General features: G+C 73.0%; 18 protein-coding genes. 8 read left to right on the top strand and 10 right to left on the bottom strand.

Annotated features, from left to right (window positions below; genetic code table 11):
- Position 1: 1 nt before the first annotated feature.
- From N8J89_RS37970 to N8J89_RS37955, 4 genes are all read left to right on the top strand, one after another.
- Positions 2-4,159 carry a hypothetical protein gene (locus N8J89_RS37970; protein WP_283661739.1) on the top strand — a complete coding sequence of 1,386 codons (4,158 nt, stop codon included), beginning with the start codon at positions 2-4 and terminating at the stop codon, positions 4,157-4,159.
- A 32-nt stretch (positions 4,160-4,191) separates the two neighbouring features.
- Positions 4,192-5,859 (top strand): FAD-dependent oxidoreductase, encoded by a 1,668-nt coding sequence (locus tag N8J89_RS37965; protein ID WP_283661738.1) that lies wholly within the window; start codon positions 4,192-4,194, stop codon positions 5,857-5,859.
- A gap of 163 nt (positions 5,860-6,022) precedes the next feature.
- Positions 6,023-7,567: an FAD-dependent monooxygenase gene (locus N8J89_RS37960; RefSeq protein ID WP_283661737.1), complete on the top strand. Its 1,545-nt coding sequence runs from the start codon at positions 6,023-6,025 to the stop codon at positions 7,565-7,567.
- 65 nt (positions 7,568-7,632) lie between these two features.
- Complete coding sequence (locus N8J89_RS37955) at positions 7,633-9,096, top strand: FAD-binding oxidoreductase (RefSeq protein ID WP_283661736.1); 1,464 nt, start codon at positions 7,633-7,635, stop codon at positions 9,094-9,096.
- On the opposite strand, the gene N8J89_RS37950 is transcribed toward N8J89_RS37955, so the two are convergent.
- Positions 9,086-10,543 carry an aldehyde dehydrogenase family protein gene (locus N8J89_RS37950; RefSeq protein WP_283661735.1) on the bottom strand — a complete coding sequence of 486 codons (1,458 nt, stop codon included), beginning with the start codon at positions 10,541-10,543 and terminating at the stop codon, positions 9,086-9,088. The genes N8J89_RS37955 and N8J89_RS37950 overlap by 11 nt on opposite strands.
- Before the next feature lie 147 nt (positions 10,544-10,690).
- Between N8J89_RS37950 and guaA the strand changes: the two genes are divergently transcribed.
- Entirely contained in the window at positions 10,691-12,265 is a 1,575-nt protein-coding gene (guaA, locus tag N8J89_RS37945) for a glutamine-hydrolyzing GMP synthase (protein WP_283661734.1), read from the top strand.
- A 1-nt stretch (position 12,266) separates the two neighbouring features.
- On the opposite strand, the gene N8J89_RS37940 is transcribed toward guaA, so the two are convergent.
- From N8J89_RS37940 to N8J89_RS37930, 3 genes are all read right to left on the bottom strand, one after another.
- Positions 12,267-13,307, bottom strand: a complete 1,041-nt coding sequence (locus tag N8J89_RS37940; protein ID WP_283661733.1) for a LacI family DNA-binding transcriptional regulator — start codon at positions 13,305-13,307, stop codon at positions 12,267-12,269.
- Positions 13,308-13,431: 124 nt separating this feature from the next.
- The gene (locus N8J89_RS37935) at positions 13,432-13,635 is read right to left on the bottom strand and encodes a hypothetical protein (RefSeq protein WP_252480642.1); all 204 of its coding nucleotides are present in this window, start codon (positions 13,633-13,635) and stop codon (positions 13,432-13,434) included.
- Positions 13,625-15,088 (bottom strand): PspC domain-containing protein, encoded by a 1,464-nt coding sequence (locus N8J89_RS37930; RefSeq protein WP_283661732.1) that lies wholly within the window; start codon positions 15,086-15,088, stop codon positions 13,625-13,627. The genes N8J89_RS37935 and N8J89_RS37930 overlap by 11 nt, the downstream gene beginning before the upstream one ends.
- A gap of 143 nt (positions 15,089-15,231) precedes the next feature.
- Here N8J89_RS37930 and N8J89_RS37925 point away from each other — a divergent pair, with 143 nt between their 5' ends.
- Entirely contained in the window at positions 15,232-16,563 is a 1,332-nt protein-coding gene (locus tag N8J89_RS37925) for an ATP-binding protein (RefSeq protein WP_502868381.1), read from the top strand.
- Positions 16,560-17,252, top strand: a complete 693-nt coding sequence (locus N8J89_RS37920; protein ID WP_252480644.1) for a response regulator — start codon at positions 16,560-16,562, stop codon at positions 17,250-17,252. The genes N8J89_RS37925 and N8J89_RS37920 overlap by 4 nt, the downstream gene beginning before the upstream one ends.
- Here N8J89_RS37920 and N8J89_RS37915 read toward each other — a convergent pair whose 3' ends face one another.
- Positions 17,253-18,182 carry a DMT family transporter gene (locus tag N8J89_RS37915; RefSeq protein ID WP_283661731.1) on the bottom strand — a complete coding sequence of 310 codons (930 nt, stop codon included), beginning with the start codon at positions 18,180-18,182 and terminating at the stop codon, positions 17,253-17,255.
- Positions 18,183-18,265: 83 nt separating this feature from the next.
- Between N8J89_RS37915 and N8J89_RS37910 the strand changes: the two genes are divergently transcribed.
- Positions 18,266-19,171, top strand: a complete 906-nt coding sequence (locus N8J89_RS37910; RefSeq protein ID WP_252480646.1) for a LysR family transcriptional regulator — start codon at positions 18,266-18,268, stop codon at positions 19,169-19,171.
- Here N8J89_RS37910 and N8J89_RS37905 read toward each other — a convergent pair.
- From N8J89_RS37905 to N8J89_RS37885, 5 genes are all read right to left on the bottom strand, one after another.
- On the bottom strand, positions 19,168-20,880 hold the full coding sequence (locus N8J89_RS37905) for a serine/threonine-protein kinase (RefSeq protein WP_283661730.1): 1,713 nt from the start codon (positions 20,878-20,880) through the stop codon (positions 19,168-19,170). The genes N8J89_RS37910 and N8J89_RS37905 overlap by 4 nt on opposite strands.
- Positions 20,881-21,008: 128 nt before the next feature.
- Positions 21,009-21,944, bottom strand: a complete 936-nt coding sequence (locus tag N8J89_RS37900; RefSeq protein WP_283661729.1) for a hypothetical protein — start codon at positions 21,942-21,944, stop codon at positions 21,009-21,011.
- 110 nt (positions 21,945-22,054) lie between these two features.
- Positions 22,055-22,873 carry a hypothetical protein gene (locus N8J89_RS37895; protein WP_283661728.1) on the bottom strand — a complete coding sequence of 273 codons (819 nt, stop codon included), beginning with the start codon at positions 22,871-22,873 and terminating at the stop codon, positions 22,055-22,057.
- 220 nt (positions 22,874-23,093) lie between these two features.
- On the bottom strand, positions 23,094-23,984 hold the full coding sequence (locus N8J89_RS37890; RefSeq protein ID WP_283661727.1) for a hypothetical protein: 891 nt from the start codon (positions 23,982-23,984) through the stop codon (positions 23,094-23,096).
- A gap of 39 nt (positions 23,985-24,023) precedes the next feature.
- Positions 24,024-24,761: a PIG-L deacetylase family protein gene (locus N8J89_RS37885; RefSeq protein ID WP_283661726.1), complete on the bottom strand. Its 738-nt coding sequence runs from the start codon at positions 24,759-24,761 to the stop codon at positions 24,024-24,026.
- Positions 24,762-24,863 lie beyond the last annotated feature (102 nt).

Here is a 24,863-nt window from a genome sequence, read left to right as displayed (position 1 = left end):
GATGACCGCTCCCGCCACCCACAAGGCCGTGTGGACGGCGCTGCCCAACGGCTTCCACCCGGATGGCCGGGCCAGGCTGTCGGTGCTGGTCAGCCCGCGGATCGAGGCCGTGACCCTTGGCAGCGGACCGTTCCTGGACTGGCCGCTGACGCTGACCGGCCTGATCTCCCAGCTGGGCCTGGTGTTCAGCTGGGCCGGGCAGACCCACCGGGTCGCGGTCGAGGTGGAGAACCGTTACGCCGGACCGGACTCCACGCTGTGGCAGGCCCTGTTCCCGCCCGGCAGCCCGTGTCAGTCCACTGTGGACAGAGCGGCGAACGGGGCGATCACCGAGCTGCGGTCCTTCCCAGGCACCAAGGTGCGGGAGCAGGTCACCGGCTTCTACCGGCGGATGGCCGGGCTGGTCGCCGAGGGCAGGCTCAACGCCGAGGACACCAGGGAGGTGATCCGCGGATGCGGCGACCCGCCGCCGGAGAGCCAGCTCGGCTTCGCCTTCCCGTCCAAGGGCAACCTGCGCACCGACCGCACCTTCGCCGGGGCCAGCGCGTTCGCCGAGGACCCGGCGGCGGCTTTCCGGTCGCTGAACCGGTTGCTGGAGCCGCAGGGCGGGATCGGCATCGCCGCGCAGGACCGGCCCCGGCACATCCACCGCGACGACCGCTACGGCGCCAAGCTGACCTTCGCCGAGTCCTTCCAGTACTACCAGCGGAACAGCTTCCGCACCGACGACGAGCCCGCGCCGCCGGCCGCGCCGGAGAAGCCCAAGCTCACCGTGGCCGGCGTGTGCGGCCTGCTCGGCGACTACCCGGCCCTGCAACGCCGGTTCGGCCTGGTGGTCGACCTGCTGCTGACCCTGCCCGCCGGGCTGCCGGAGACCGGGGCCACCGTCTCGGTCGACCCCGGCCCCGGCGCGCCCGCCTCGCTCAAGCAGGCCGACCTGCTGCCGCTGACCCGGCTGCGACACCTGCCAGGGCAGCGGTTCGAGGCCGCGACCGAGGACCAGAGCCGCTACCGGGACCGCTACCTGGACCTCAGCCAGGAGCAGAGCTGGGCGGTCACCGACCTGGACCTGGACTCCGCCGCGATCCGGATCGCCGACTTCAGCGCGGCCGTGGAGCGGATCAGGGCCCAGGCGGGCAACCGGATGGGCACCGGCCTGCCCGCCCTGCGCAACGCCGGGATCACCCTGCTGGCCGCTGACCGGGACGCCTGGTTCGCCGACCAGTTGGCGGGCAACACCGTCCGGACCAACGCGGCCGAGGCGCCCACCGTCACCGCCGAGGCGCTGGTGCGCGGCTACCGGGTCGATGTCGGCCTGGCCGAGTCGCCGAGCGCGCCGGTCACCGCCTGGTACTCGCTGTGCCGTCGCCGCGGCAGCTACGCGCTGCGCCCGGCCACCGGCCCGGTCATCCCGATCACCGGCGTGGCCGAGGACGAGGGCCAGGTGAAGACCAGCGCCACCACCAAGTCCGCGCCGGCCGACACCAGGGCCTTCACCCACGAGGCGCTCTTCGGCTGGGACGGCTGGAGCCTGTCCGCCCCGCGCCCCGGCCGGACCATCGCCGAGGACGGCACGGTGGTGGTGCCGGAGCGGACCGTGGACGAGAAGTTCCCGCTGGACACCAGTTTCACCCCGGTGCCGGGCAGCCTGCCCAAGCTGCGCTTCGGTCAGACCTACCGGCTGCGCGCCCGGCTGGTCGACCTGGCGGGCAACAGCCCCGAGCTGACCGATCCGTCCACTGTGGACATCGAGTCGGACCCGATCACCTACCGGCGCTGGGAACCGGTGCCGCACCCGGTGGTGGTGCCCCGGCACGCCTTCAACGAGGGCGAGTCCACTGAGCGCCTGGTCATCCGCAGCACGGTGGACGAGGACGGCCGCGAGGTCTCCGCCACCTTCTGGGCGCTGGACAACCGCGACGTGCCCGACCACGACGACGACCCGCTGCCCGCGGACGGCCTGAGCCGCCGGTACCGGGACACCGACGAGCGGCACCTGGCCCCGCCCAAGGCAGCCCTGCAACTGGCCGAGCAGCACGGCAAGTACGACGACGTGCTGGGCGGCAACCCCTCCGCCGAGCAGCGCAGGCGGTTCCTGCTCGCGGCCTCGCGGGAGGCGGGCAGCTTCACCGACGTGGTGGTGCGCCGGGCGGACAACCCCGAGTTCACCGTGGACCTGCGGAACCGGATCAAGGTCGCCACGCACAACAGCAAGGCCCCCGGCCCGGTCACCGACCTGCGCACCCTGCGCAAGGGCGGCGAGCTCAAGGAGGGCGAGTTCGTCGTGCACACCGACGACGACCTGCTGCTGCCCTACCTGCCGGACCCGTTGGCCCGCGGCCTGTCCCTGCGCGGGCTGCCGACCGAGGACCCGGAGGGCACCAACGAGGTGCACTCCTTCTACGGCATCCTGCACCGCGAGTGGCCGGACGCCGGGCCGATCCGGCTGGTGCTGGAAGAGGGCGACGGCGAGCCGAGGTTCAGTGCGGCCAGCCGGACGCTGACCGTGCAGCTGCTCAAGGGCGAGGTGCGCACCATCCGCCTCAGCTGCGCGCTGGCGGAGGCCGACCTGGAGCTGCTGCACGGCTGGCGGCTGCTCACCGAGTCCGAGGAGTGGCAGCGGTTCACCCCGGCCGAGCGGGAGCTGCTCACCAGGGCCACCGTCGACGGCGAGAACTGGATGCTCACCCCGTGGGTGGACCTGACCCTGGTGCACGCGGTGGAACGGCCGATCGCCCGCCCGGTGCTGCACGACCTGTCCTTCCCGCGGGTGGCGGAGTCGACCTTCACCGAGGTGCACGGCGTGCTGGTGGCCGACGCGCCGAGCACCGGCCGGGTGGACGTGGACGCGACCTGGCAGGAGTGGCTGGACGACCCGGCCGAGGACGCGCCCCGGCGGGTCAGCGCGCGCACCCGGGTGGGTGGGCTGGAGCTGCGCGAGGTCGAGGACAACCTGGCCTTCGGCGTGGGCAAGCTCAAGCACGAGTTCGGCGACACCCGGCACCGCAACGTCGGCTACGTCCCGGTCGGCACCACCCGCTTCCGCGAGTACTTCCACCCCTCCATCACCGCCGACCTGGACCGGATCACCAGCGTCGGCCCGGTGTGCGCGGCGCCGGACGGCAAGCCCTGGCCGGTGCCGAGCAGCCGCAGGCCGCTGCCGCCGCGACCGGCCTACCTGGTGCCCACCTTCCGCTGGGAGACGGTCGCCGATGAGGAGAACCGCCGCCGCACCAGCCTCCGGCGCTGCGCCGGGGTGCGGATCTACCTGGAACGCCCCTGGTTCTCCTCCGGCGATGACGAGCTGCTCGCCGTGGTGCTCGACCCGCAGCGGCAGCTGCCGCCGGAACTGCGCAGCGACTGGGGCGTGGACCCGGTCTGGGCGGAGAGCACCCAGCTGCCGCCGCTGGCCGCGGACCGGATCACCAACCCGGCCGCCACCGCCACCGGACTGGCGATGGCCGAGACGCTCGCCGGCGGTCCGGCCACAGTGGACGTGGTCGCGGTGCAGCCGGAGTTCGACGCGGACAAGGGCCTGTGGTTCGCCGACGTGGACCTGGACCCCGGCGTGCCCACCGCCTACTTCCCGCTGCTGCGCCTGGCCGTGGCCCGCTACCAGCCGCACTCGGTGACCGGGCTCGAGCTGTCCTCGATCGTGCTGGCCGAGTTCACCCAGCTGGTGCCCGCCCGCACCCTGCTGGCCGAGGAGACCGCCGACAGCATCCGGCTTACCCTGCGCGGCGCGGCCACCGCGGACGCGCTCGGCGCCAAGGCGGGCGCCGAGCTCGCCGCGGCCGCGGCCAGCCGCCGGGTCCGGGTGAGCGTGCAGGTCAAGCGGAGCACCGAGGAGGAGTTCGACTGGCGCCAGGTGGCCACCGGCGAGCTGACCTGCGTGGCCGACGGGGCCGGGTTCGCCTGGACCGGCGGGCTGCCCCCGGTGGAGGTCTCGATCACCCGCGACTACCGGCTGGTCCTGGAGGAGCACGAACGCCACCAGGCCGACCCCGGCGCGGCCGAGGAGACCGTCCCGGTGGGTGGCACGCCGACGCCGGTGGGCTACCGCCTGGTGCACGCCGACCGGGTGCCGCTGGAGGCTCGGATCGGGCGGCTCGTGCTGGACTTCCCGGACTTTATCGTTACTGGCGGTAACACCCTCTAGCGGCGAGGACGGGCGCTCTCTACTTTGGGTACATGACCCAACTCGCCAGTAACAACGACTACGACGTCCTGGTGATCGGTTCCGGCTTCGGTGGCAGCGTGGCCGCGCTGCGGCTGGTGGAGAAGGGCTACCGGGTGGCGGTGCTGGAGGCCGGGCGCCGCTTCGCCGACGAGGAGTTCGCCAAGACCTCCTGGGACCTGCGCCGGTTCCTCTGGGCGCCGAAGTTCGGCTGCTTCGGCGTGCAGCGGATCCACCTGCTGCGCAACGTGCTCATCCTGGCCGGGGCCGGGGTCGGCGGCGGGTCGCTGAACTACGCGAACACGCTGTACCGGCCGCTCAAGCCGTTCTACCGGGACCAGCAGTGGGCGCACATCACCGACTGGGAGGCCGAGCTCGCGCCCTACTACGAGCAGGCCACCCGGATGCTCGGCGTGGTGCCCAACCCGAGCACCACGCCCTCGGACGAGGTGATCAAGGACGTGGCCGAGGACATGGGCGTGGCCGGGACCTTCCACACCACCCCGGTCGGCGTGTTCTTCGACCGGCCCGGCGAGCGCGCCGCGGACCCGTACTTCGGCGGCGCCGGGCCGGAGCGCACCGGCTGCACCGAGTGCGGCTCCTGCATGACCGGCTGCCGGGTGGGCGCGAAGAACACGCTGATGAAGAACTACCTCTACCTGGCCGAGCGCAAGGGCGCGGAGGTCTTCCCGCTGACCACGGTCACCGGCCTGCGCCGGCGTGCCGACGGCGGCTGGGTGGTGGCCACCGAGCGCACCGGCTCCTGGCTGCGCAAGGGCCGCCGCACCTTCACCGCCGGCCAGGTGGTGCTCGCGGCAGGCACCTGGGGCACCCAGAACCTGCTGCACAAGCTGCGGGACAACGGTTCGCTGCCCGCGCTCTCGCCGAGGCTGGGCCAGCTCACCCGCACCAACTCCGAGGCCATCCTGGGCGCGAAGGCGTCCAAGGTGGACCCGAACCGGGACTTCACCAAGGGCGTGGCCATCACCTCCTCGTTCCACCCCGACGAGGACACCCACATCGAGCCGGTCCGCTACGGCAAGGGCAGCAACGCGATGGGCCTGCTCCAGGCGCCCGCGGTGGCCACCATGCTGCGGCACCCGCTGCTCACCCTGCGGAACCTCTCGGTGCGCAGGTGGAGCGAGCGCACGGTGATCCTGCTGGTGATGCAGAGCCTGAACAACTCGATCACCACCTTCACCAAGCGCGGCTGGCTGGGCGGCCGCAAGCTCAGCTCCAAGCAGGGCCACGGCGCGCCCAACCCGAACTCCATCCCGGCCGGGGTCAAGGCCGCCGAACTTGCCGCTGACAAGATCGACGGCATCCCCGGCGGCGCGATCAGCGAGATGTTCAACATCCCGATGACCGCGCACTTCCTCGGCGGCTGCCCGATCGGCCTGGACGCCGAGCACGGTGTGATCGACCCCTACCACCGGGTGCACGGCTACCCCGGGTTGTCCATCGTGGACGGCTCGGCCATCTCGGCGAACCTGGGCGTGAACCCCTCGCTGACCATCACCGCCCAGGCCGAGCGCGCGCTCTCGCTGTGGCCGAACAAGGGCGAGGCCGACCCCCGGCCCGCCCAGGGTGCTCCTTACCAGCGCCTGAGCCCCGTCCCCCCGGTCAGCCCGGCCGTGCCCGCCGCCGCTCCCGGCGCGCTCCGCCTGCCCATCGTGAGCTGATCCGCAGCCGCCCACTGAGATCACGCTCAGTGGGCGGACCGGTGACGATCTCGGCCGATGGGGTACGGCAGGTAGCTGATCCATCACGGAATGTTCCCCGCGAGTGTGACCGCTGGCACAGTGTGGGGATGGATCAGCCGATAGAGGACGTTGGGGAGCGGGCATGAGTGCGGAGTGTGTGCTCGTGGTCGGCGGCGGCCCGGTCGGACTGATGGGCGCGCTGCTGCTGGCCAGGGCCGGGGTGCCCAGCGTGGTGCTGGAGGCGGCGGCGGAACGGGCCACCATCGGCAGCCGGTCCATCTGCGTGCAGGGCGACGTGCTGGACGTCCTGGAGCGGGTCGGGCTCGGCGAGCGGGTGGCCGCGGCCGGGGTCACCTGGCACACCGGGCGCACCTACTACCGCGAGCACGAGGTGCTCACCGTCCGGCTGCCGCACCGGCAGGGCTTCCCGCCGTTCGTGAACCTGCCGCAGACCGACCTGGAACGGCTGCTGGACGAGCGGGTCGCGGCCGAGCCGCTGGTCACCGTGCACCTGGGCCACAAGGTGGTCGGGCTGAGCCAGGACCGCGAGGGCGTCGAGGTGGTGGTGAGCACCCCCGAGGGCGAGCGGACCTTCCGGGGCAGCCACTGCCTGGCCGCCGACGGCCCGCGCTCGCTGGTCCGCCAGCTGCTGGACCTGCCGTTCCAGGGCTACAGCTTCCGGGACAAGTTCCTCATCGCGGACATCCGCGCCCCACTGGGCCACGCCGCCGAGCGCCGCTTCTACTTCGACCCGCCGGCCAACCCCGGCCGCCAGGTGCTGGTGCACCCGCAGCCGCAGGGCCGCTGGCGGATCGACTGGCAGGTGTCCGACGACTTCGACCTGACCGAGGCCAGGAGCAACGGCGGCCTGGACACCCTGGTCCGCTCGGTGGTCGGCGAGGCCGACTACGAGCTGGAGTGGGCCTCGGTCTACCGCTTCCACCAGCGCTGCGTGCCCGCGATGCGGATCGGCCGGGTGCTGCTGGCCGGGGACGCCGCGCACGTGATGAGCCCGTTCGGCGCGCGCGGCCTCAACTCCGGCATCGCGGACGCGGAGAACGCGGCCTGGAAGATCGCCTTCGACCGGGCAGGCTGGGGCGGCCCGCTGCTGCTGCACTCCTACGACGCCGAACGCCGGGCCGCGGCCAGGGAGAACCTGCGCGTCACCGGCGAGACCATGCGCTTCCTGGTGCCGCGCACCGGAGCCGAGCAGGCCTACCGCCGGGACGTGCTGGAGCGCAGCGTGCGCGAACCCGCGGCCCGCGCCAAGATCGACTCCGGCAAGCTGGCCGAGCCCTTCTACTACCTGGACTCCCCGCTGACCACGCCCGCCCAGCCCACCGAGATCGCCGCCTTCCCGCGCGACCCCGGCGTGCCCCGGCCGCCGCTGCCCGGCGTGCTGTGCCCGGACACGTCGCTGGCCGGGCACGGCAGGCTGCGCCCGCACTTCGGCCCGGAGTTCCACCTGCTCACCGTGGCCTCCCGGCCGCGCCTGCCCAAGGGCCCGCCGGTGCACGTGCAGCCGCTGGAGGAGGCCGCCGACGGCGGCGCGCTGGCCGAGGCGCTGCGGATGCCGCCCGGCTCGGCCGCGCTGGTCCGCCCGGACGGCCACCTGGCCGCGGTGCTGCGCGCTGGGGACCTGGGCGCGGGACTGGTCAGCGCGCTGCGTCGCGCGACCGGGTGGTGACCGGCGTTACAGCCAACGAAGCCAGGCGATGAGGCGTCTCCTGTACGGGCACAGGAGGTGAGGCGATGGATCGACGAGGATTCCTGCGGCTGGCCGGGGCCGGCGCCGCGGCACTGGCCACCGGCGCGTGCGGCGCTGGCGCGGAGGCGCCGCCCAGCGGCACCAGCGCCACCACCACCCCGCCGGGCACCACCGGCCCGCCCCCGCCGCCGGACTGGGCCGCGCTGCGCGCCAAGGTCCCGGTGCTGCTGCCGCCAGACAAGGACTTCACCGCCGCCTGGTCCCCGTTCAACTCCGCGCTCCAACTGCCGCCCCCGGCCGCGCTGGCCCGCTGCGAGATCCCGGAGCAGGTGCAGGAATGCCTTGAGGTGGCGCGCAGGTCCAAGATCCCGGTGGCCGCGCGCAGCGGCGGGCACAGCTACGCGGGCTTCAGCGCCCCGGCAGGCGGCCTGGTGGTCGACGTGTCCCCGATGCGCGAGGTGCGGGTGCAGGCCGACGGCACCGCGGTGATCGGCGCGGGCGCCAAGCTCGCCGACGTCTATGCCGGACTGGCCCGCGCCGGCCGCGCGCTGCCCGCCGGGTCCTGCCCCTCGGTGGGCATCGCCGGACTCGCCCTTGGCGGCGGGATCGGCGTGCTGGCCCGCAAGTTCGGCCTCACCTGCGACCACCTGCGCTCCGCCCAGGTGGTGCTGGCCGACGGCTCGCTGCGCACCGCCTCGGCCGACTCCGAGCAGGAGCTGTTCTGGGCCCTGCGCGGCGGTGGCGGCGGCAACTTCGCGCTGGTCACCCAGTTCGAGTTCGGCACCGTGCCCGCGCCCGGCCTGACCGTGTTCTCGCTGCGCTTCCCGGCCGGGTCCGCGGCCTCGGTGCTCGGCGCCTGGCAGGACTGGATCGGCTCGGCCCCGCCGGAGCTGTGGTCGATCTGCCACCTGCTCGGCGGCACGCCACCGGCCGCCATGGTCGCCGGGTGCTACGTCGGCGGCGCGGGCGGGCTGAACCCGCTGCTGGACCAGCTGGTCAGCGCCGCGAACGCGAAGCCGACCCAGCGGATGGCGCAGCCCAAGGGCTACCTGGACGCGATGCGGCACTTCGCCGGCCACGGCGGCGGCAAGCGCGAGGGCTTCGCCGCCGCCTCCCGGATCGTGGAGCACAAGATCACCAACCTGGACCGGGTGGTCGGCCAGGTCCAGGGCCGCAAGATGGACCTGCTCTTCGACGGCCTCGGCGGCGCGGTCGGCGAGATCGGCGTGGCCGACACCGCCTTCCCGCACCGCAAGGCACTGGCCAGCGTGCAGATCTACGCCCCGGCCGAACGCGCCGAGCACGCCAGGCAGCTCGCCGCGGTCACCGAGGTGCGGGACGCGCTGACCGGCCTGGTCGGCAAGGGCAGCTACGTGAACTACCTGGACGCGGCGCAGCAGGACTGGGCGAAGGCGTACTACGGCCCGAACCTGGACCGGCTGCGCGCGGTGGCTACCCGCTACGACCCGGACGGGGTGTTCCGCTTCGCCCAGGGGCTCACCAGCTGACGCCGGTCAGCACCACCACCCGCTCCTCGGTGAAGTCGTTCATCGTGGTGCGCACGCCCTCGCGCCCGACGCCGGAGCCCTTGACCCCGCCGTAGGGCAGCTGGTCCGCGCGGTAGGACGGCACATCGCCGATGATCACCCCACCCACCTCCAGCTCGGTGCCTGCCCGGAACGCGGTCTGGATGTCGTGGGTGAACACCCCGGCCTGCAAGCCGAAGGCGGAGTCGTTGACCTCGGCGAATGCCTCGTCCACGCCGTCCACCGCGGCGACGGCGAGCACCGGCCCGAAGACCTCCTCGCACCACACCTTGGCGTCCTTGGGCACCTCGGTGAGCACGGTCGGTGCCACCGTGGCGCCCTCCCTGGTGCCCCCGGCCAGCACCTTCGCCCCGGCCCCGGTGGCCTCGGAGATCCACTGCTCCACCCGCTCGGCGGCGGCCTCGTCGACCAGCGGCCCGACCTCCACCTCCGGGTCGTGCGGGCTGCCGGTGCGCAGCGCGCCCACCGCGCTGAGCAGCCTGGGCAGGAAGTCCTCGTACACCGCGCGGTCCACCAGCACCCGCTGCACCGCGATGCAGGACTGCCCGGCCTGGTAGTTGCTGAACAGCGCGATCCGCTTGGCCGCGAAGTCCAGGTCGGCCTCGGAGCTCCAGTCGCCGCAGACCACCGCGGCCGCGTTGCCGCCCAGCTCCAGCACCACGTGCTTGCGCGGCGCCGAGTCCATGATCGAGAAGCCCACCGGCCCCGATCCGGTGAAGCTGACCACCGGCAACCGCTCGTCCCGCACCAGCGCCGCGGTCTCCTCGTTGCCCACCGGCAGCACCGAGAACGCGCCCTTGGGCAGGTCGGTCTCGGCCAGGATCTCGCCCAGGATCAGCGCGGTCAGCGGGGTGCGCGGCGCGGGCTTGATGATGATCGGCGCGCCCACCGCCAGCGCCGGAGCCACCTTGTGCGCCACCAGGTTCAGCGGGAAGTTGAACGGCGAGATGCCCAGCACCGGGCCACGCGGGACGCGCTTGATCATCGCCACCCTGCCCTCGGCGGCCGGGTCGGTGTCCAGCCTGGTCAGCTCGCCGGTGAACCGGCGCGCCTCCTCCGCGGCCAGCCGGAAGGTGTGCACCGCGCGGCCGACCTCGCCGACCGCCCACTTCAGCGGCTTGCCGTTCTCGGCGGTGATGATCTCGGCGATCTCCTCGGTCCGCTCGGCCAGCCGCTTGGACACGTGCGCCAGCGCGTTCGCCCGCAGGTGCGCGGGGGAGGAGCGGAACTCGGTGAACACCGCGGCGGCCGCGGCCACGGCGCGCTCGACCTGCTCCGGTCCTGGCACCCCGACGGTGGCGACCTCGCTGCCGTCGAAGGGGTGGCGCACGACCAGCTCGCCGACGCCCGGCTCGGGCGATCCGGCGATGAAGGACGGTCGGGGCTTCGGGGGCTCCAGGTCGGTCATGGCAATCACCGTAAGCCTGACCCCGGCATCAGCACAGGGTGATCCCGGCGTCGCACCGGGTCCCCGGCCACCCCCGGGCGTTCCCGTGGCCGCGCGGCTGGGAGAATCGGGTTCTCGTTCCCGGTCCTGACCTGGAGGTTCGCCACGGTGGCCAGTAACACCGACCGCCCCGTGCTCGTCGTCGACTTCGGCGCCCAGTACGCCCAGCTGATCGCCCGCCGCGTCCGCGAGACCCAGGTGTACTCCGAGGTCGTGCCCTCCACCGAACCGGTCGAGGAGCTGCTCAAGCGCGACCCGGCCGCGATCGTGCTCTCCGGCGGCCCGTCCAGCGTGTACGAGGACGGCGCGCCGCAGGTCGACCCGGAGCTGTTCGAGGCGGGCGTCCCGGTGTTCGGCATCTGCTACGGCTTCCAGGCCATGGCGGTCGCGCTGGGCGGGGCCACCGAGCACACCGGCACCAGGGAGTACGGCCGCACCGAGCTGGCCATCACGCAGGACGGCGGGGTGCTGCACGAGGACCTGCCCGGCCACCACCCGGTGTGGATGAGCCACGGCGACTGCGTGACCAAGGCCCCCGAGGGCTTCACCGTCACCGCCACCAGCTCCGGCGCGCCAGTGGCCGCCTTCGAGAACGTGGACCGCCGTTTCGCCGGGGTCCAGTACCACCCCGAGGTGCTGCACTCCCCGCACGGCCAGGAGGTGCTGCGCCGCTTCCTGCACGACATCGCCGGGGTCCGCCCGCAGTGGACCACCTCCTCCATCGTGGACGAGCAGGTCGAGCTGATCCGCGCCCAGGTCGGCACGGGCAAGGCCATCTGCGGCCTCTCCGGCGGGGTGGACTCCGCGGTGGCCGCTGCCCTGGTGAACCGGGCCATCGGCGACCGGCTGACCTGCGTGTTCGTCGACCACGGCCTGCTGCGCGCGGGCGAGCGGGCCCAGGTCGAGCGGGACTACGTGGCCGCCACCGGCGTCCGCCTGGTCACCGTGGACGCCCAGGAGCGGTTCCTCACCGCGCTGGCCGGGGTCACCGACCCGGAGGAGAAGCGCAAGATCATCGGCCGCGAGTTCATCCGGGTCTTCGAGCAGGCCGCCAGTGACCTGCAGGCCGAGGCGGGCGCGCAGGGCGAGCACTACGACTTCCTGGTCCAGGGCACCCTGTACCCGGACGTGGTGGAGTCCGGCGGCGGCACCGGCGCGGCCAACATCAAGAGCCACCACAACGTCGGCGGCCTGCCGGAGGACCTCCAGTTCAAGTTGGTCGAGCCGCTGCGCGCACTGTTCAAGGACGAGGTCCGCCGGGTCGGCCTGGAACTGGGCCTGCCCGAGACCATCGTGCACCGCCAGCCCTTCCCCGGCCCCGGCCTGGGCATCCGGATCATCGGCGAGGTCACCGCGGACCGGCTGGCCATCCTGCGCTCGGCCGACGCCATCGCCCGCGAGGAGCTGACCGCGGCCGGCCTGGACCGCACCATCTGGCAGTGCCCGGTGGTGCTGCTGGCCGACGTCCGCTCGGTCGGCGTGCAGGGCGACGGCCGCACCTACGGCCACCCGGTGGTGCTGCGCCCGGTCTCCAGCGAGGACGCGATGACCGCGGACTGGACCCGGCTGCCCTACGACGTGCTGGAGCGCATCTCCACCCGGATCACCAACGAGGTCAACGACGTCAACCGGGTCGTCCTGGACGTCACCAGCAAGCCCCCGGGCACCATCGAGTGGGAGTGAGCTAGGCCGAGGCGCGGCGGATCAGCTCGGTCGGGAGGACCTCCCGGCCGGGCTCGACCTCCTCGCCCGCGACCAGCCGGAGCAGCGTCCGCACCATCCGGCGCATCTGCTCGGCCGGGTGCTGCCGGATGGTGGTCAGCGGCGGGTCGGACAGCGGGGCCACCGCGGGCTGGTCGTCGAAGCCGATCACCGCGATGTCCTCGGGCACCCGCTTGCCCGCCGCGCGCAGCGCCCGCAGCGCGCCGTCGGCCATCAGGTCGTTCGCCGCGAACACCGCGTCCAGCTCGGGCAGCCGTTCGAGCAGCTCCCGCATGGCCTGCTCGCCGCCCTGCCGGGTGAACTCGCCGCAGGCGGTCAGCCGGTCGGCCCGCTCCTGGCTCACGCCCATCGCCTGTTGCCAGCCGGTCAGCCGGTCCAGCGCGGCCTTCTCATCCGTGGGGCCGGTGATGGTGGCCACCGTGCGGCGGCCGAGGCCGAGCAGGTGCTCGGTGGCCATCCGCGCGCCGCCCACGTTGTCGTTGTCCACCAGGTGCAGGCCGTCCTCCGGCATCCACAGCTTGCCGCCGAAGACCACCGGGATGGGCAGGTTCGCCACCGCCTCCGGCAGCGGGTCCCGCTTGTGCGGGGCCAGCAGCAGCGCGCCGTCCACGTGCCCGGCGCCCAGGAAGCGCAGCACCCTGGCGTGCGTGGTCTCGTCCTGGGTCAGCATCAGCACCATCTGAGTGTCCATTGTGGACAGTTCCTCGGTGGCGGTGCGGACCACGGTGGCGAAGTGCGGGTCGTCGAAGACCTTGTTCTCCGCCTCGGAGAGCACCAGCGCGATCGCCTCGGTGCGCCGGGTGACCAGCGTCCTGGCCGCCTTGTTCGGCACGTAACCCAGCTGGCGGACCGCGGTGTGCACAGCCTCGCGCGCCTCCGGGCTGACCCGGGGCGAGTCGTTGATCACCCGGGACACGGTCGCGCGGGACACGCCCGCCACCGCGGCCACGTCCTCCAGGGTCGGGCGGCCGAGTCCGTGCGCGAGGGCTGGCGGCGTCTTCACCCCGCTATTAATACAGATAAGGATCACAAAAGCCGAATGCGCCGCCCCGGTGTCGAGAAACCACCGGGGCGACGCAAACGGGGCAAACGTGAATTCAGTATCGATTTGATTTCCGGCCGGTCACCTACCGGCGCGGGCGCAGGGAGTTGCCGAGCAGGACCAGGCCGATGAACAGGGCGATCGCCGCGATTGCCCAGCGCACGTCCACCACCTGCCAGATGACCCCGTCGGTGAGTGCGAAGGCGGCCACGCCCAGCCCGCACACCCCGAACAACACCATGAACAGGCTTGCCTTCGGCTTGCGCTCGGTCTGCTGCTCAGCCGACACGGTGCACCTCCACAGTTCCCGGCCCCTGCACTTCCGCGCGCAGGCGCAGCTTGCCGCCTCCGGGGCCGTCCGCCCCGTTGTCGTCCAACTTGACCTCGCCGCCGCCGTTGCGCTGGTTGTCCAGGCACTGCACGGTGCCCACCTGCGCGCGGCAGTACAGGTCGACGTCCACGTCCTTGGACACCAGCACCTGGATCGTCCCGGTGCCGACCACGATGTTGGTGCCTGCCGAGCGGTCCGGCTTGGCCGGGTCCGGCTTGGTCAGGTCCAGCTGGGTCAGGTCCAGCTCGATGGACCCGGCGCCGATCCGGTAGCTCGGCTGCAGGTTCGCCACCGAGGTGATCCGGTGGTGCTCGTTGCCGAAGGTGTGCGTCCAGTACTGCGAGGCGGTCAGCCCGATCGCCACGATCGCCACCGGGAAGCCCAGCACCACCAGCAGCCTGCCGCCGCCGCGGAAGGCCCCGACCAGGGTGCCGATGGCCAGCACCGCGACCACCATGCCCAGCACGTGCGGGGCGGTGAACCAGGGCACCAGTCCGGCCAGGATGCCGGTCACGCTGCCCACGATGAAGGCCAGCGCCAGCGTCACCCCGGTGACCCTGGTCTTGCGCTTGGGTTCCGGCTCGGGCTCCACCTCGGCGGTGTGGCGCGGTTCCGGCAGGTCCCAGGCGAAGGGCGCGGCGCCCAGCGGGTCCCACTGCGGCGGGGTGCCGGTGGCGGGGTAGGTCACCGGCGGGAAGCTCGGCGTGGGCAGCGGCTGGGACACCGGGGCCACTGGGGCCTCCGCCGCGTGCGCGCTGGTGGTCTCGGCGCTGGGCTCGGGGACCTCAGCGCCGACGACCTGGGTGGTGCCGGTCGCGGCAGGCGGCTCGACCTGGCTGGTCACCTGCTCAGGGCGGATGCCCAGGTCGGCCGTGTGCTGCTCGGGGGCAGGCGGCGGCTGCGGGGTCCGCAGGTCCATCGTCGGCTGGTCCGGCGGCACCGGGGTCACCGGGGTACCGGGCGTCATGGTGGTCTCCGGCATCGGGAAGGAGGGTGGCGCGACCGGGCTGTTGCCCCGGCTGCGGTGCAGGAAGAACGCCAGCGCCACGATCAGCACCATGGCGAAGATGCCGCCGATGAACGTGGTGGCCGCCCAGCCGAAGGCGGGCAGCATGCCGAAGATCAGCAACAGGGTCAGCGGCTTGGGCGTGGCGCTGTGGCCCCTGCCGAGCAGCGCCTCCAGCGGCGACACCCGGTCGTCGGGGCCGGGCAGGATCAGCCAGCCCAGCAGGTAGATGATCATTCCGATGCCGCCGTAGACCGCCGTCACCACGAGCGCGACCCGGATCACGACCGGATCGATCGCGTAGCGGTTGCCGATCGCGGCGGCCACCCCGGCGATCTTGCGATCTTCCCTGGGCCGCCGTGGCCGCGACGACCACAGGTCGCGCAGCGTCTCCTCGACGCGCATGTTTCCGTCCGTCCCGCTCACGGTGACCAGCTTGGGCCACACCCGCACCCGCCCACATCAGGGATGCCCCCCGACCCCACCCCGAGGCGGGGTCTCCGGGTTGCGCCCCGATGCGGGTCGGCGCATCCACGTGTGACCATGCCATGGTGAACTCCCAGGCTACGATCGGCAGCACCGAGCGCGGCGGCACCGGCCAGCCCCCCGCGACCGCGGGCGAGGCGGCCACCGTGGCGCTGCCCCTGCGCATGTACCGCCGCCGCAGCGGCCGAATCCTGGCCGGGGTGGCCGGCGGGCTGGCCGAGCACCTCAAGGTGAACGTGCTGTGGGTGCGGGTCGCCTTCACCGTGCTGGTCGCCTTCGCCGGTGCGGGCGTGCTCGCCTACGGCCTGCTCTGGCTGCTGGTGCCGCAGCGCACCGGGGCCGAACCGCAGACCGAGAACCCGGTGCAGCGGCAGCAGGCCATCGGCGTGCTCGCCATCGGCGTGGCCATGGCGCTCGCGCTGAGCATGTGGAGCGGCGCGATCAGCGGCTGGGTGGTCGGCCCGCTGGGCGTGGCGCTGGCCGGCGCGGCCCTGGTCTGGCGGGAGGCCGACGAGGCGCAGCGCCGCCGCTGGCGGGACTCGGCCAAGTCCGGGATGCTCGGCCGCGGCGGCCGGATGGCCATGCTCCGGGTGGTGGCCGGCATCCTGGTGGCCACCGCCGGCGTGGTGTTCTACCTGGTCAGCAGCGTGGACCTGAACCAGGCCCAGCTGGCCGTGATGGCCGTGGTGGTCACCCTGCTCGGCGTCGGCGTGCTCACCGTGCCCTGGTGGCTGCGCCTGGTCCGCGACCTCAACGAGGAGCGCCGCGCGCGCATCCGCACCGAGGAGCGGGCCGAGATCGCCGCGCACCTGCACGACTCCGTGCTGCAGACCCTGGCCCTGATCCTCAAGCAGGCGGACAACCCGCGCGAGGTCAGCCGCCTGGCCCGCGGCCAGGAGCGCCAGCTGCGCAGCTGGCTGTACGGCCCGGCCGGCTACGGCCGCGGCGCGGCCGCCGCGGAGACCGAGGAGCCGGCGCACGGCGTGTCCGGGGAGAGCCTGGCCGACGCGGTGGGCATCGCCTGCGGGCAGGTCGAGGACACCTTCGCCATCCGGGTGCAGCAGGTCGTGGTCGGGGACTGCCCGCTGGACGACCGGATGGCCGCGCTGGTGCAGGCCGCCCGCGAGGCCGCGGTCAACGCGGCCAAGCACGCCGGGGTCGGCGAGGTCAGCGTGTACGCCGAGGTCGAGCCCGAGGTGGTCTACGTCTTCGTGCGGGACCGGGGCGCCGGATTCGACCCGGAACAGGTTCCAGCGGACCGGCACGGGCTCGCCGACTCGATCCACGGCAGGATGGAGCGCAATGGGGGCAAGGTGCGGGTGCGCACCGCGCCCGGCGAGGGCACCGAGATCCAGCTCGAGATGCCCAGGGCGAGCAAGGAGGCACGGACGTGAGCGAAGAGGTCGAGAACGCCGAGACACCCGCGGAGCCACGCGGCCCGGTCAGGGTCTTCCTGGTCGACGACCACGCGCTCTTCCGCGCCGGCGTGCGCGCCGAGCTGGAGGCGCACGCCGAGGTCGAGGTGGTCGGTGAGGCGGGCTCGGTCGGCGAGGCGGTGGCCGGCATCGGGCACTTCCGCCCGGACGTGGTGCTGCTGGACGTGCACATGCCCGACGGCGGCGGCAACGAGGTGCTGCGCCGCGCCCGCAAGGCATTCCCGGACGTGGTGTTCCTGGCGCTGAGCGTCTCCGACGCGGCCGAGGACGTCATCGCGGTGATCCGCAACGGCGCGCGGGGCTACGTCACCAAGACCATCTCCGGCCACGAGCTGGTGGACGCGGTCTGCCGGGTCCGCGAGGGCGACGCGGTGTTCTCGCCGCGGCTGGCCGGCTTCGTGCTGGACGCCTTCGCCGACCGGCCGGGCGCGGCCCCGATCCGCGACCCCGAGCTGGACCTGCTCACCCCGCGCGAGCGGGACGTGCTGCGCCTGCTGGCCCGCGGCTACGCCTACAAGGAGATCGCCTCCGAGCTGTTCATCTCGATCAAGACCGTGGAGACGCACGTCTCCAGCGTGCTGCGGAAGACCCAGCTGTCCAACCGCTACGAGCTGTCCCGCTGGGCTTCCGACCGCAGGCTGGTCTAGCTACTCCCCGGCTGAGGCCGCCGCGCGCACCGGCAGTGGTTCCGGTGCGGCGGCGGCCGTCTTGGGCTGGTGCCTGGTCAGCACGACCCCTGCCAGCACGATGACCATGCCGAGCACCACCCGCACGCCGATCTCCTCGTTCAGCACCAGCGCGCCGAGCAGCACCGACACCAGCGGCATCAGGTAGGTCACCGTGGTGGCGCTGGTCGCGCCCTCGTCCGCGATGAGCCGGTAGAAGAAGATGAACGCGATCCCGGTGCCGAAGATGCCGAGCACGGTCACCGCGGCCACCGAGGTCAGTGTCAGGTGCACCGGCTGCAGCCCGGCGAAGGGCACCGCCAGCGTGATCAGGCCGGTCGCGGCGAGCATCTGCCCGGCCGAGACCACCACCGGCGCGAGCCCGGCGCCGGCCAGGAACCGGCTCATGTACAGCGCGCCGACGCCGTAGCTGACCGCCGCGCCGGTGATCGCCAGCGCCCCGCCCAGCTCCGAGGCCGCGCCCTGCCACGGCGCGAAGATCACCAGCGTGCCGGCGAAGCCGAGGGTCAGCCCGATCGCGCGCACCGTGCCCAGTTTCCGCTCCTGCCCGACCACCAGGCCGAGCAGCAGGGTCCACAGCGGCACGGTGGCGTTGAGCACGCCGGCCATGCCCGAGTCCACGGTCAGCTCGCCGATGCCGAACAGGGTGAACGGCAGCACGTTGCTGAAGAAGGCGGCCACGGTCAGGTGGCCCCACAGGCGGCCGCCGCTCGGCAGCCGCAGCCGCTGCACCCGCACCACCGCGAGCAGCACCAGCGCCCCCAGTCCCACCCGGACCAGCACGATCTGCACCGGGGAGAACCCGGTCAGCGCGAACTTGATCCAGAGGAAGCTGGAGCCCCAGAACAGGGCCAGCAGGCCCAACCGCACCAGATTGCCCTTAGATGTCACGTCAACAACGGTGCGCTCCGCAACCTGTGAGCACAAGTGAATACTTCTACACGACCCTTTAGCGAATCTGTACAGTCAGCGGCATGCTCGACGTGCGCCGCATGCGTGTCCTCCGGGCCGTGGTGACCAGCGGCTCGGTCACCGCCGCGGCCACCAACCTGGGCTACACACCCTCGGCGATCAGTCAGCAGATCACCGCGCTGGAACGCGAGGCCGGGCTGCCGCTGCTGGAGAAGTCCGGCCGCGGCGTGCGCCCCACCGAGGCGGGCAGGCTGCTCGCCGAGCACGCCGGGGTGATCACCGCCCAGCTGGCCGAGGCCGAGCGCTCACTGGCCGACCTGCGCGAGGGCCGCACCGGCCGCCTCGGCGTCAGCTTCTTCGCCACCGCCGGCGCCGCGCTGGTGCCGCCCGCGGTGGCCACCTTCCGCCGCGCGCACCCCACGGTCCGGCTGGACCTGACCCTCAAGGACCCGGAGAGCCCGCTGGAGGAGGTGCTGGCCGGCCGGGCCGACCTGGCCGTGGTGGTGGTCTTCGACGACGAGCCGCCGCTGCCGGACATCCGGCTCACCCACCTGTTCGACGACCCCTACCGGCTGGTGCTGCCCAAGGGCCACCGGCTCACCGCGAAACGGGTCATCGACCTCGCCGACCTGGGCGGCGAGCCGCTGGTGGACAGCATGACCACCAGCGGACCCTGCCGGAAGGCGGTGCTGGAGGCCTGCGCCAGCGCCGGTTTCAGCCCCTGCTTCGTGGTCGAGTCCGACGACTTCCCCACCGCCCAGGGCTTCGCCGCGGCCGGTCTCGGCCTGACCCTGGTGCCCAAGCTGGGCCTCGGCGCGGTGCACCCGGGAGTGGTGGTGCGCAAGGTGCGCAACCCCGAGCCGGCGCGGCGGATCTTCGCCGCGGTGCGCGAGGCGGACGCGGACCGGCCGGTGCTGCGCGCCCTGCTCGCCGCGCTCCAGTCGGCCGCGGCGGTGGCCGCGCGCTAGTTCGCGCCGCCGACCCTGGCGTCCCCGCTGATCTGCGGCGCGCCGGTGTCGGGGTTGGGGGAGAGGGTGAGCAGCCGGACCTCGGACTGGTCCTCCTCACCCTCCTTCTTCTTGACGTAGGTCAGCTTGATCCGCACCTTGTCCTTGCCCTGCGCGGCGACCTCGCCGACCTCCACGTCCTTGAAGCCCTCCCAGAACTTCTTGTACGAGGCGAACGGCGTCTTCTGCTGCATCGGCTGGCCCAGCCGCTGGTAGGCCTGTTCGGGCTGGCCCGGCAGCAGCGCGTAGTAGCGCTTGGCCTCCTGGACCATGTCCTCCGGCGTCAGCGTCGGCGTGGCCGAGGTGGTGGTCGGGCTGGTGCTGGTGGTGCTGCTGCTGGAGGTCGGCTCGGTGGTGGTCTTCTTCGTCGGCGGCGGCTTCTTCACGCTGGAGGCGGTGGTCGGCGCCGGCTGGGGCACCCCGGTGTTCGGGTTGGCGTTGCCCGAGGAGTTGCTGGAGACCCAGTCCGCGATCAGCACGCCGATCAGCGCCGCGACCACCACGGCCGCGGCGGCCAGCAGGATCGTGGTGCGCTTGGACCGCTCCGGCGGCGGGGGCGCGCTCTTCGGCGCGGCCATCGGCCTGCCACCGGTGTTGGTGGCCGGGTGCGGGCGCGGCGGCGGGGTCGGCGGGCCGACCCTGGTCATCGGCGCGTCGGAGAGCGGGCGGGCGTCCAGCCTGGTCATCGGCTGCTTCGGCTGGTGGTGCGGGCCGGAGCCCTGGTGCAGCCGGGGCGACTGGAGCGCTGGCGGCATCGACTGGGTCGGCGCGGACGGCCCGTTGGGCAGCTGGGTGGTCGGCGTGACCACGGTGGCCCAGCCGCCGGGAGGCGTGCTGAGCGCGCTCTGCCGCCCCGCGGCCACCGCGGAGAGGGCCTCGCTCGCCTGCGTCATCGTGGGGCGGTCGTTGGGCTGCGGCCGGAGCAGGTGCATCAGCACCGGGGTGAGCGGACCGGCCATCTGCGGCGGGCGGACCACCCCGGCGGCCACCGCGTGCAGCAGCGCGAGGGTGTTCTCGTTGAGCCCGAACGGCGGCTCGCCCTCCACCACCGCGTACAGCGTGGAGCCGAGGGAGAACACGTCCGAGGGCGCGCCCGGCTCGTAGCCCTTGGCCACCTCCGGCGCCAGGTAGGCGGGGGTGCCGGCGAGCATTCCGGTGCGGGTGACCGTGACGTCGCCCTTCGCCCGGGAGATGCCGAAGTCGGTGATCTTCACCGTGCCGTCGTCGCCGATCAGGATGTTGCCGGGCTTGACGTCCCGGTGCACGATCCCGGCCTGGTGCGCGGCGCCGAGGGCCAGCGCGACCTGCGCGCCGATCCTGGCCACCTCGCGCGGCGGCAGCGGGCCCTCGTCGTTGACCACGGCGGCCAGGCTGCGCGAGGGCAGGTACTCCATCACCAGCCAGGGCGCGCCGTCGTCCTCGGCCACGTCGAACACGCCGATCGCGTTGGGGTGCTGCAACCGGGCCGCGATCCGGCCCTCGCGCATCGCCCGCTGCTTGGCCTCCTCGGCCTCGGAGTGCTCCAGGTTGGGCTGGAGCAGCAGTTGCTTGACCGCCACGACCCGCTGGAGACGTTCGTCCTTGGCCTGCCAGACCACGCCCATCGCACCGGCGCCGATCCGCCTGGTGAGTCGGTAGCGCCCGGAGACCAGGCGGCCTTCGTCGCTCAACGCTCCTCCGTAGCCCGGGTCCCGGTGTCGGTCACGCCTCCTAGGTTAGGGGTATCACCCGGACGGGTTGACTTGCGGCTGGTCAACTGGGGTGTGCCCGCTTACCGAGGTGATGCCATCGGTGCTGGTCAGCGGCCTTTGCTGGACAGAACCTTGGCGTTGGTGATTTTCCGCTGCACCTTGTCCACGGTCATCCGCTGCTCGACCCGCAGGGTGCGGCCGTCCTTCCAGCGGTAGTCCACGGTGACCACGGCGGCGTCCGCGCCGTCCGGGCGGGACTCGGCGACGGTGGCCGACTCGACCCCGGCCCAGTCCGCCTTGAACTCCTCCACCCCGCCGGTGCGCATCTCCGGCGCGAGCATCGCGTAGGCCTGCTCGGGCTGGGAGGGGGCCTTGGTCAGCAGGCCGAGGATCGGGTCCAGGATCGGGTCGAGCAGGCCGCCGCTCTTGCTGCTGGTCGGCGCGGCCGAGGTGGGCCTGGGCGCGCTGGAGGTCGGCTTGGCCGCGTTGCTGGTCGTGGTGCCGGGCTGGCTGGTCTGGCCGCCGGTCGGCTGCGGGTTGGCGCCGCCACCACCGGTGCCGCCACCGCCAGTGCCGCCACCGCCGGTGCCCGGCTGCTCGCCGCCGCCACCGCCGTTGCCGGTGTTCCCGTCGCCGCCCTGACCGCCACCGTTGCCGCCGCGACCCTGTCCGCCCTGGCCGCCGTTGCCGCCCTGGGTCCCGTTGCCGCCCTGGCCGCCGGGCTGGTCCCCGCCGCCGGGCTGCTCGGCGCCGGTCTCCTGACCGGTCTGCGCGTTGATCGCGTTCGGCGACAGCGCCTTGCCACCGACGATGCCGGAGAAGTTCTGCTGCGCCGCGGCAGGCGTCTTGGGGCCGTCCTCGAAGCTCATGTAGGCGATGCCCAGGCCGACGGTGCCGCACAGCACCGCCACACCGGCGGCCGCGCCCAGCACCCGCAGCGCGGTCTTCGGGCGACGCTCCGCCGTGGGCGTCTGGCCCTCCCTGCGCAGCAGGTCGGTCACCAGGATCTGGGATTCCGCATCCCGCGAACTGCCCTTGCGCACCGCGATCACCTTCCGGCCGGGGAGCTTCTCAACGGGGTTGAGATACCGGACTTGAGGTGTTGTGTGCCACCAATTCGGGTGAACTTGTGGGCAATCTTCGGCCTAATGGCCTAGCCACGCTGGGCTGAAAGCAGCTCTGCCCCGGTGATCCGCATGGGCACCGCGTTGGCCAGCCGGAGCAGTTGCTCGACGGTCAGCCAGCTGCCGTCGGCCTGCTGCAACCGGACCACCGCGAGCACCGAACCGTCCGACCGGACCTCGACCTCCTTGAGGTCCAGCTGGCGCAACTCGCTCCAGGACCGGATGAAGGCGGCCAGGTCGCCGAGCAGGTTCGGGGTGAGCAGCCCGGCCGCGGTCTCCGGCTGCTTCTGGCCGAGCCGCTGGTAGAACTCGCGGACCACGCCGACCGGGGTGTTCAGGCCCTGTGCGGGCGGCTGGGTGGTCGCGCTCCGCTGGCCGCCCGGCTGGGTGGTCACCACCGGCTTGCCCGGCCGCACGGCCAGTGGCTGCGCCTGCTCGCTGACCGGCGGGTTGACCCGGGCCGCGGGCGGCACCGGGCTGGCCGAGGCGGCCTGGCCCTGCTGGGAGGTGCGCGGGCTGACCAGCTCGGCGGTGAGCAGGTCGGGCCGCAGCACCATCGCGCCGGTGAGCTCGGTGGCGCGCTGCACCGGGGCCCGCTCGGCCTGCGGGGTGGTCCAGATGTTCGAGGTGATCGCCGAGGCCGCGGTGACCGCGCCGGTCAGCACGACCGCGCCGATCAGCATCCCGATCAGCCGGGTCGAGCGCCGGGTGCGCTCCAGCGGCTGCGGCGGGGCGACCGTCACGGTCGTCTCCTCGCCGAGCAGCTCGTCGACGAACTCCTCGGTCTCGACTACTTCGCGCGGCGGGATCCGTACCGGGCAGGGCTGCTGCCTGATCAGGTCCGCCACGGTGACTGATCCGGCACGGTGGTGCCGACGACCAGTCGTCGAACGCTCCACGGTGGTGGCCTCCGTACGTTCTGTGGTCGTCAGGACTCGTACCGTCACATCGGCAGCAGGTGCCAGCGACTGGCCACGTTTCACCCGTTCGAGTCGATAAACGGTCGGAAAAAGCCAGTCGAACGGATGAACGGTCACCCTTCGGATTTGGTCCGGCGGGGCCCGGACCTCACCGTTCGGCGGTGGACACCAGCCGTTCGCCGTTGACCAGCGGCACCTCGGAAACGGTGAAGACGAGCTCCCGCTGCTGGGTGCTCAGCGACCCGTCCTTGGCCTGCACCTCGACCACCGAGGTGGTCACGCCCCGGCCCGGATCGACCTGGATGGCCTTCACCTCGACCCGCTGCAGGTTGTCGAAGCGCTGCTGGAACGCGGGGAACCCGTTGTCCTTGATCGCGGGCCCGGTGAGCGCCTCGAAGGCCCGCTGCGGGTCCTCCGGCAGCGCGGAGAAGAAGGCCATGGTCTGCCCGGCCAGCTTGTCCACCGGCACCAGCGGCACCGCCCGGTCGTTGGTCACCGTGGTCACCGGCGGCAGCGAGGTGCTGCTGGCCGGCTTGGTCTGACCACCGCTGCCGCCGGTGAGCCGGGACGGGCCGGCGGGCGTGCCGGTGGTGCGCGAGGTCTTCGGCCCCGCGGTGGGCGGGCGGCCCGCGCTGCTGCTGCGGCCACCGCTGCTGGCGCTGGGCTTCACGGTGGGGGACTTGCTGCCCTCCGGCAGCACCATGTCACTGGGGTAGCCGGGCAGCGACTCCAGGTGGTCCTCGCCGTCCGGGCTGACCAGCGCGGCCGCCGCGGCGACCAGCACGAGCAGCACGGTGGCCGAGGACAGCCCGGCGAACCAGGCCGCCCGCTTCCAGGTGCGCGGCGGGGTGACCGAGGCCGGGACCATGCCGAGGTCGAACTTGCGCAGACCGGGCGGCGCGGTGTCGGCCACCGGGTCCGCCAGTGGCGGCGGCTCCGGCCGCGACACCTCCGGCGTCCAGGACAGCGCGTTGGCTTCCGGGCGGTGCCGGCCGTGGCGTGGCCGGTACCGCTCGGCGGGCCCCTGTCCGCTGTTCATCTCGCTGACCTCTTTCGCCCCAGCAGGGCGGTTTCCCGCCTATGCCGTGTTGACCACCTGGAACGTCTCGGCGAGCCTGCCCTCGGGCAGGCCGGCGTGCTTCGCCTGGGCGGCGAACTCGCCGCGGAGCTGCTCGTCGAGCCCCGCCATTCCTCCGGTCTGTGACTGGTGCGCGCGCAGCGCGGCCAGCTTGATCGGCATCAGGTCGGTGATGTCGACGGCGTGCCGCCGTCGTTCGCGCGGGCCGTCGGCCAGCCACAGCTCGCGCACCGTCCAGGGCGCCAGCCCCTCCTGGGTGAGCAGCTCGGGGTAGGCGTGCGGGTTGCGCGCGTCCGGGTAGACCGCGGCCAGCGCGGCCTCGCCCGCGGCGCGGTGGTCGGGGTGCGAGGTGACGATGTGGTCCCAGTTGATCTCCGGCGACCAGGTCAGCACCCGGTCCGGCCGGAAGGTGCGGATGATCCTGGTGATGTCGCGGCGCAGCGCGAGGCCGGGCACCAGGCGTCCGTCGGGGTGGCGCAGGAGGTACAGGGTGGTCACGCCGACGATCTCCGCGGCCGCGCGCTGTTCCTGCTCGCGCAGTTCGGCGATCTTCGCGCGGGGGGTGTCCAGGTCGCCGGTGGCCTCACCGGAGGTGCACAGGCAGTAGGCGACCTCGATGCCCGCCTTGGTCCAGGCGGCCACCGTTCCGGCGGCGCCGAAGTCGACGTCGTCCGGGTGAGCAGCGACTACCAGCACGCGGCTGATCCCGCTGTCGTCGTTGCCAGGTTCGTGAGCCATCTCACCCAGAGTAGGTGGCCCAGGATGTGGTTGCGCTCCGGGTCCCTCTAACTACCGGGAGTGATACCCGGACGGGTGTACCTCACCCGCCCGGTATCAAGA

The organism is Crossiella sp. CA-258035, from assembly GCF_030064675.1.
Classification (GTDB): domain Bacteria; phylum Actinomycetota; class Actinomycetes; order Mycobacteriales; family Pseudonocardiaceae; genus Crossiella.
The sequence above is the reverse complement of the archived record's forward strand: the minus strand, read 5'-3'. Positions and strand labels throughout refer to the sequence as shown.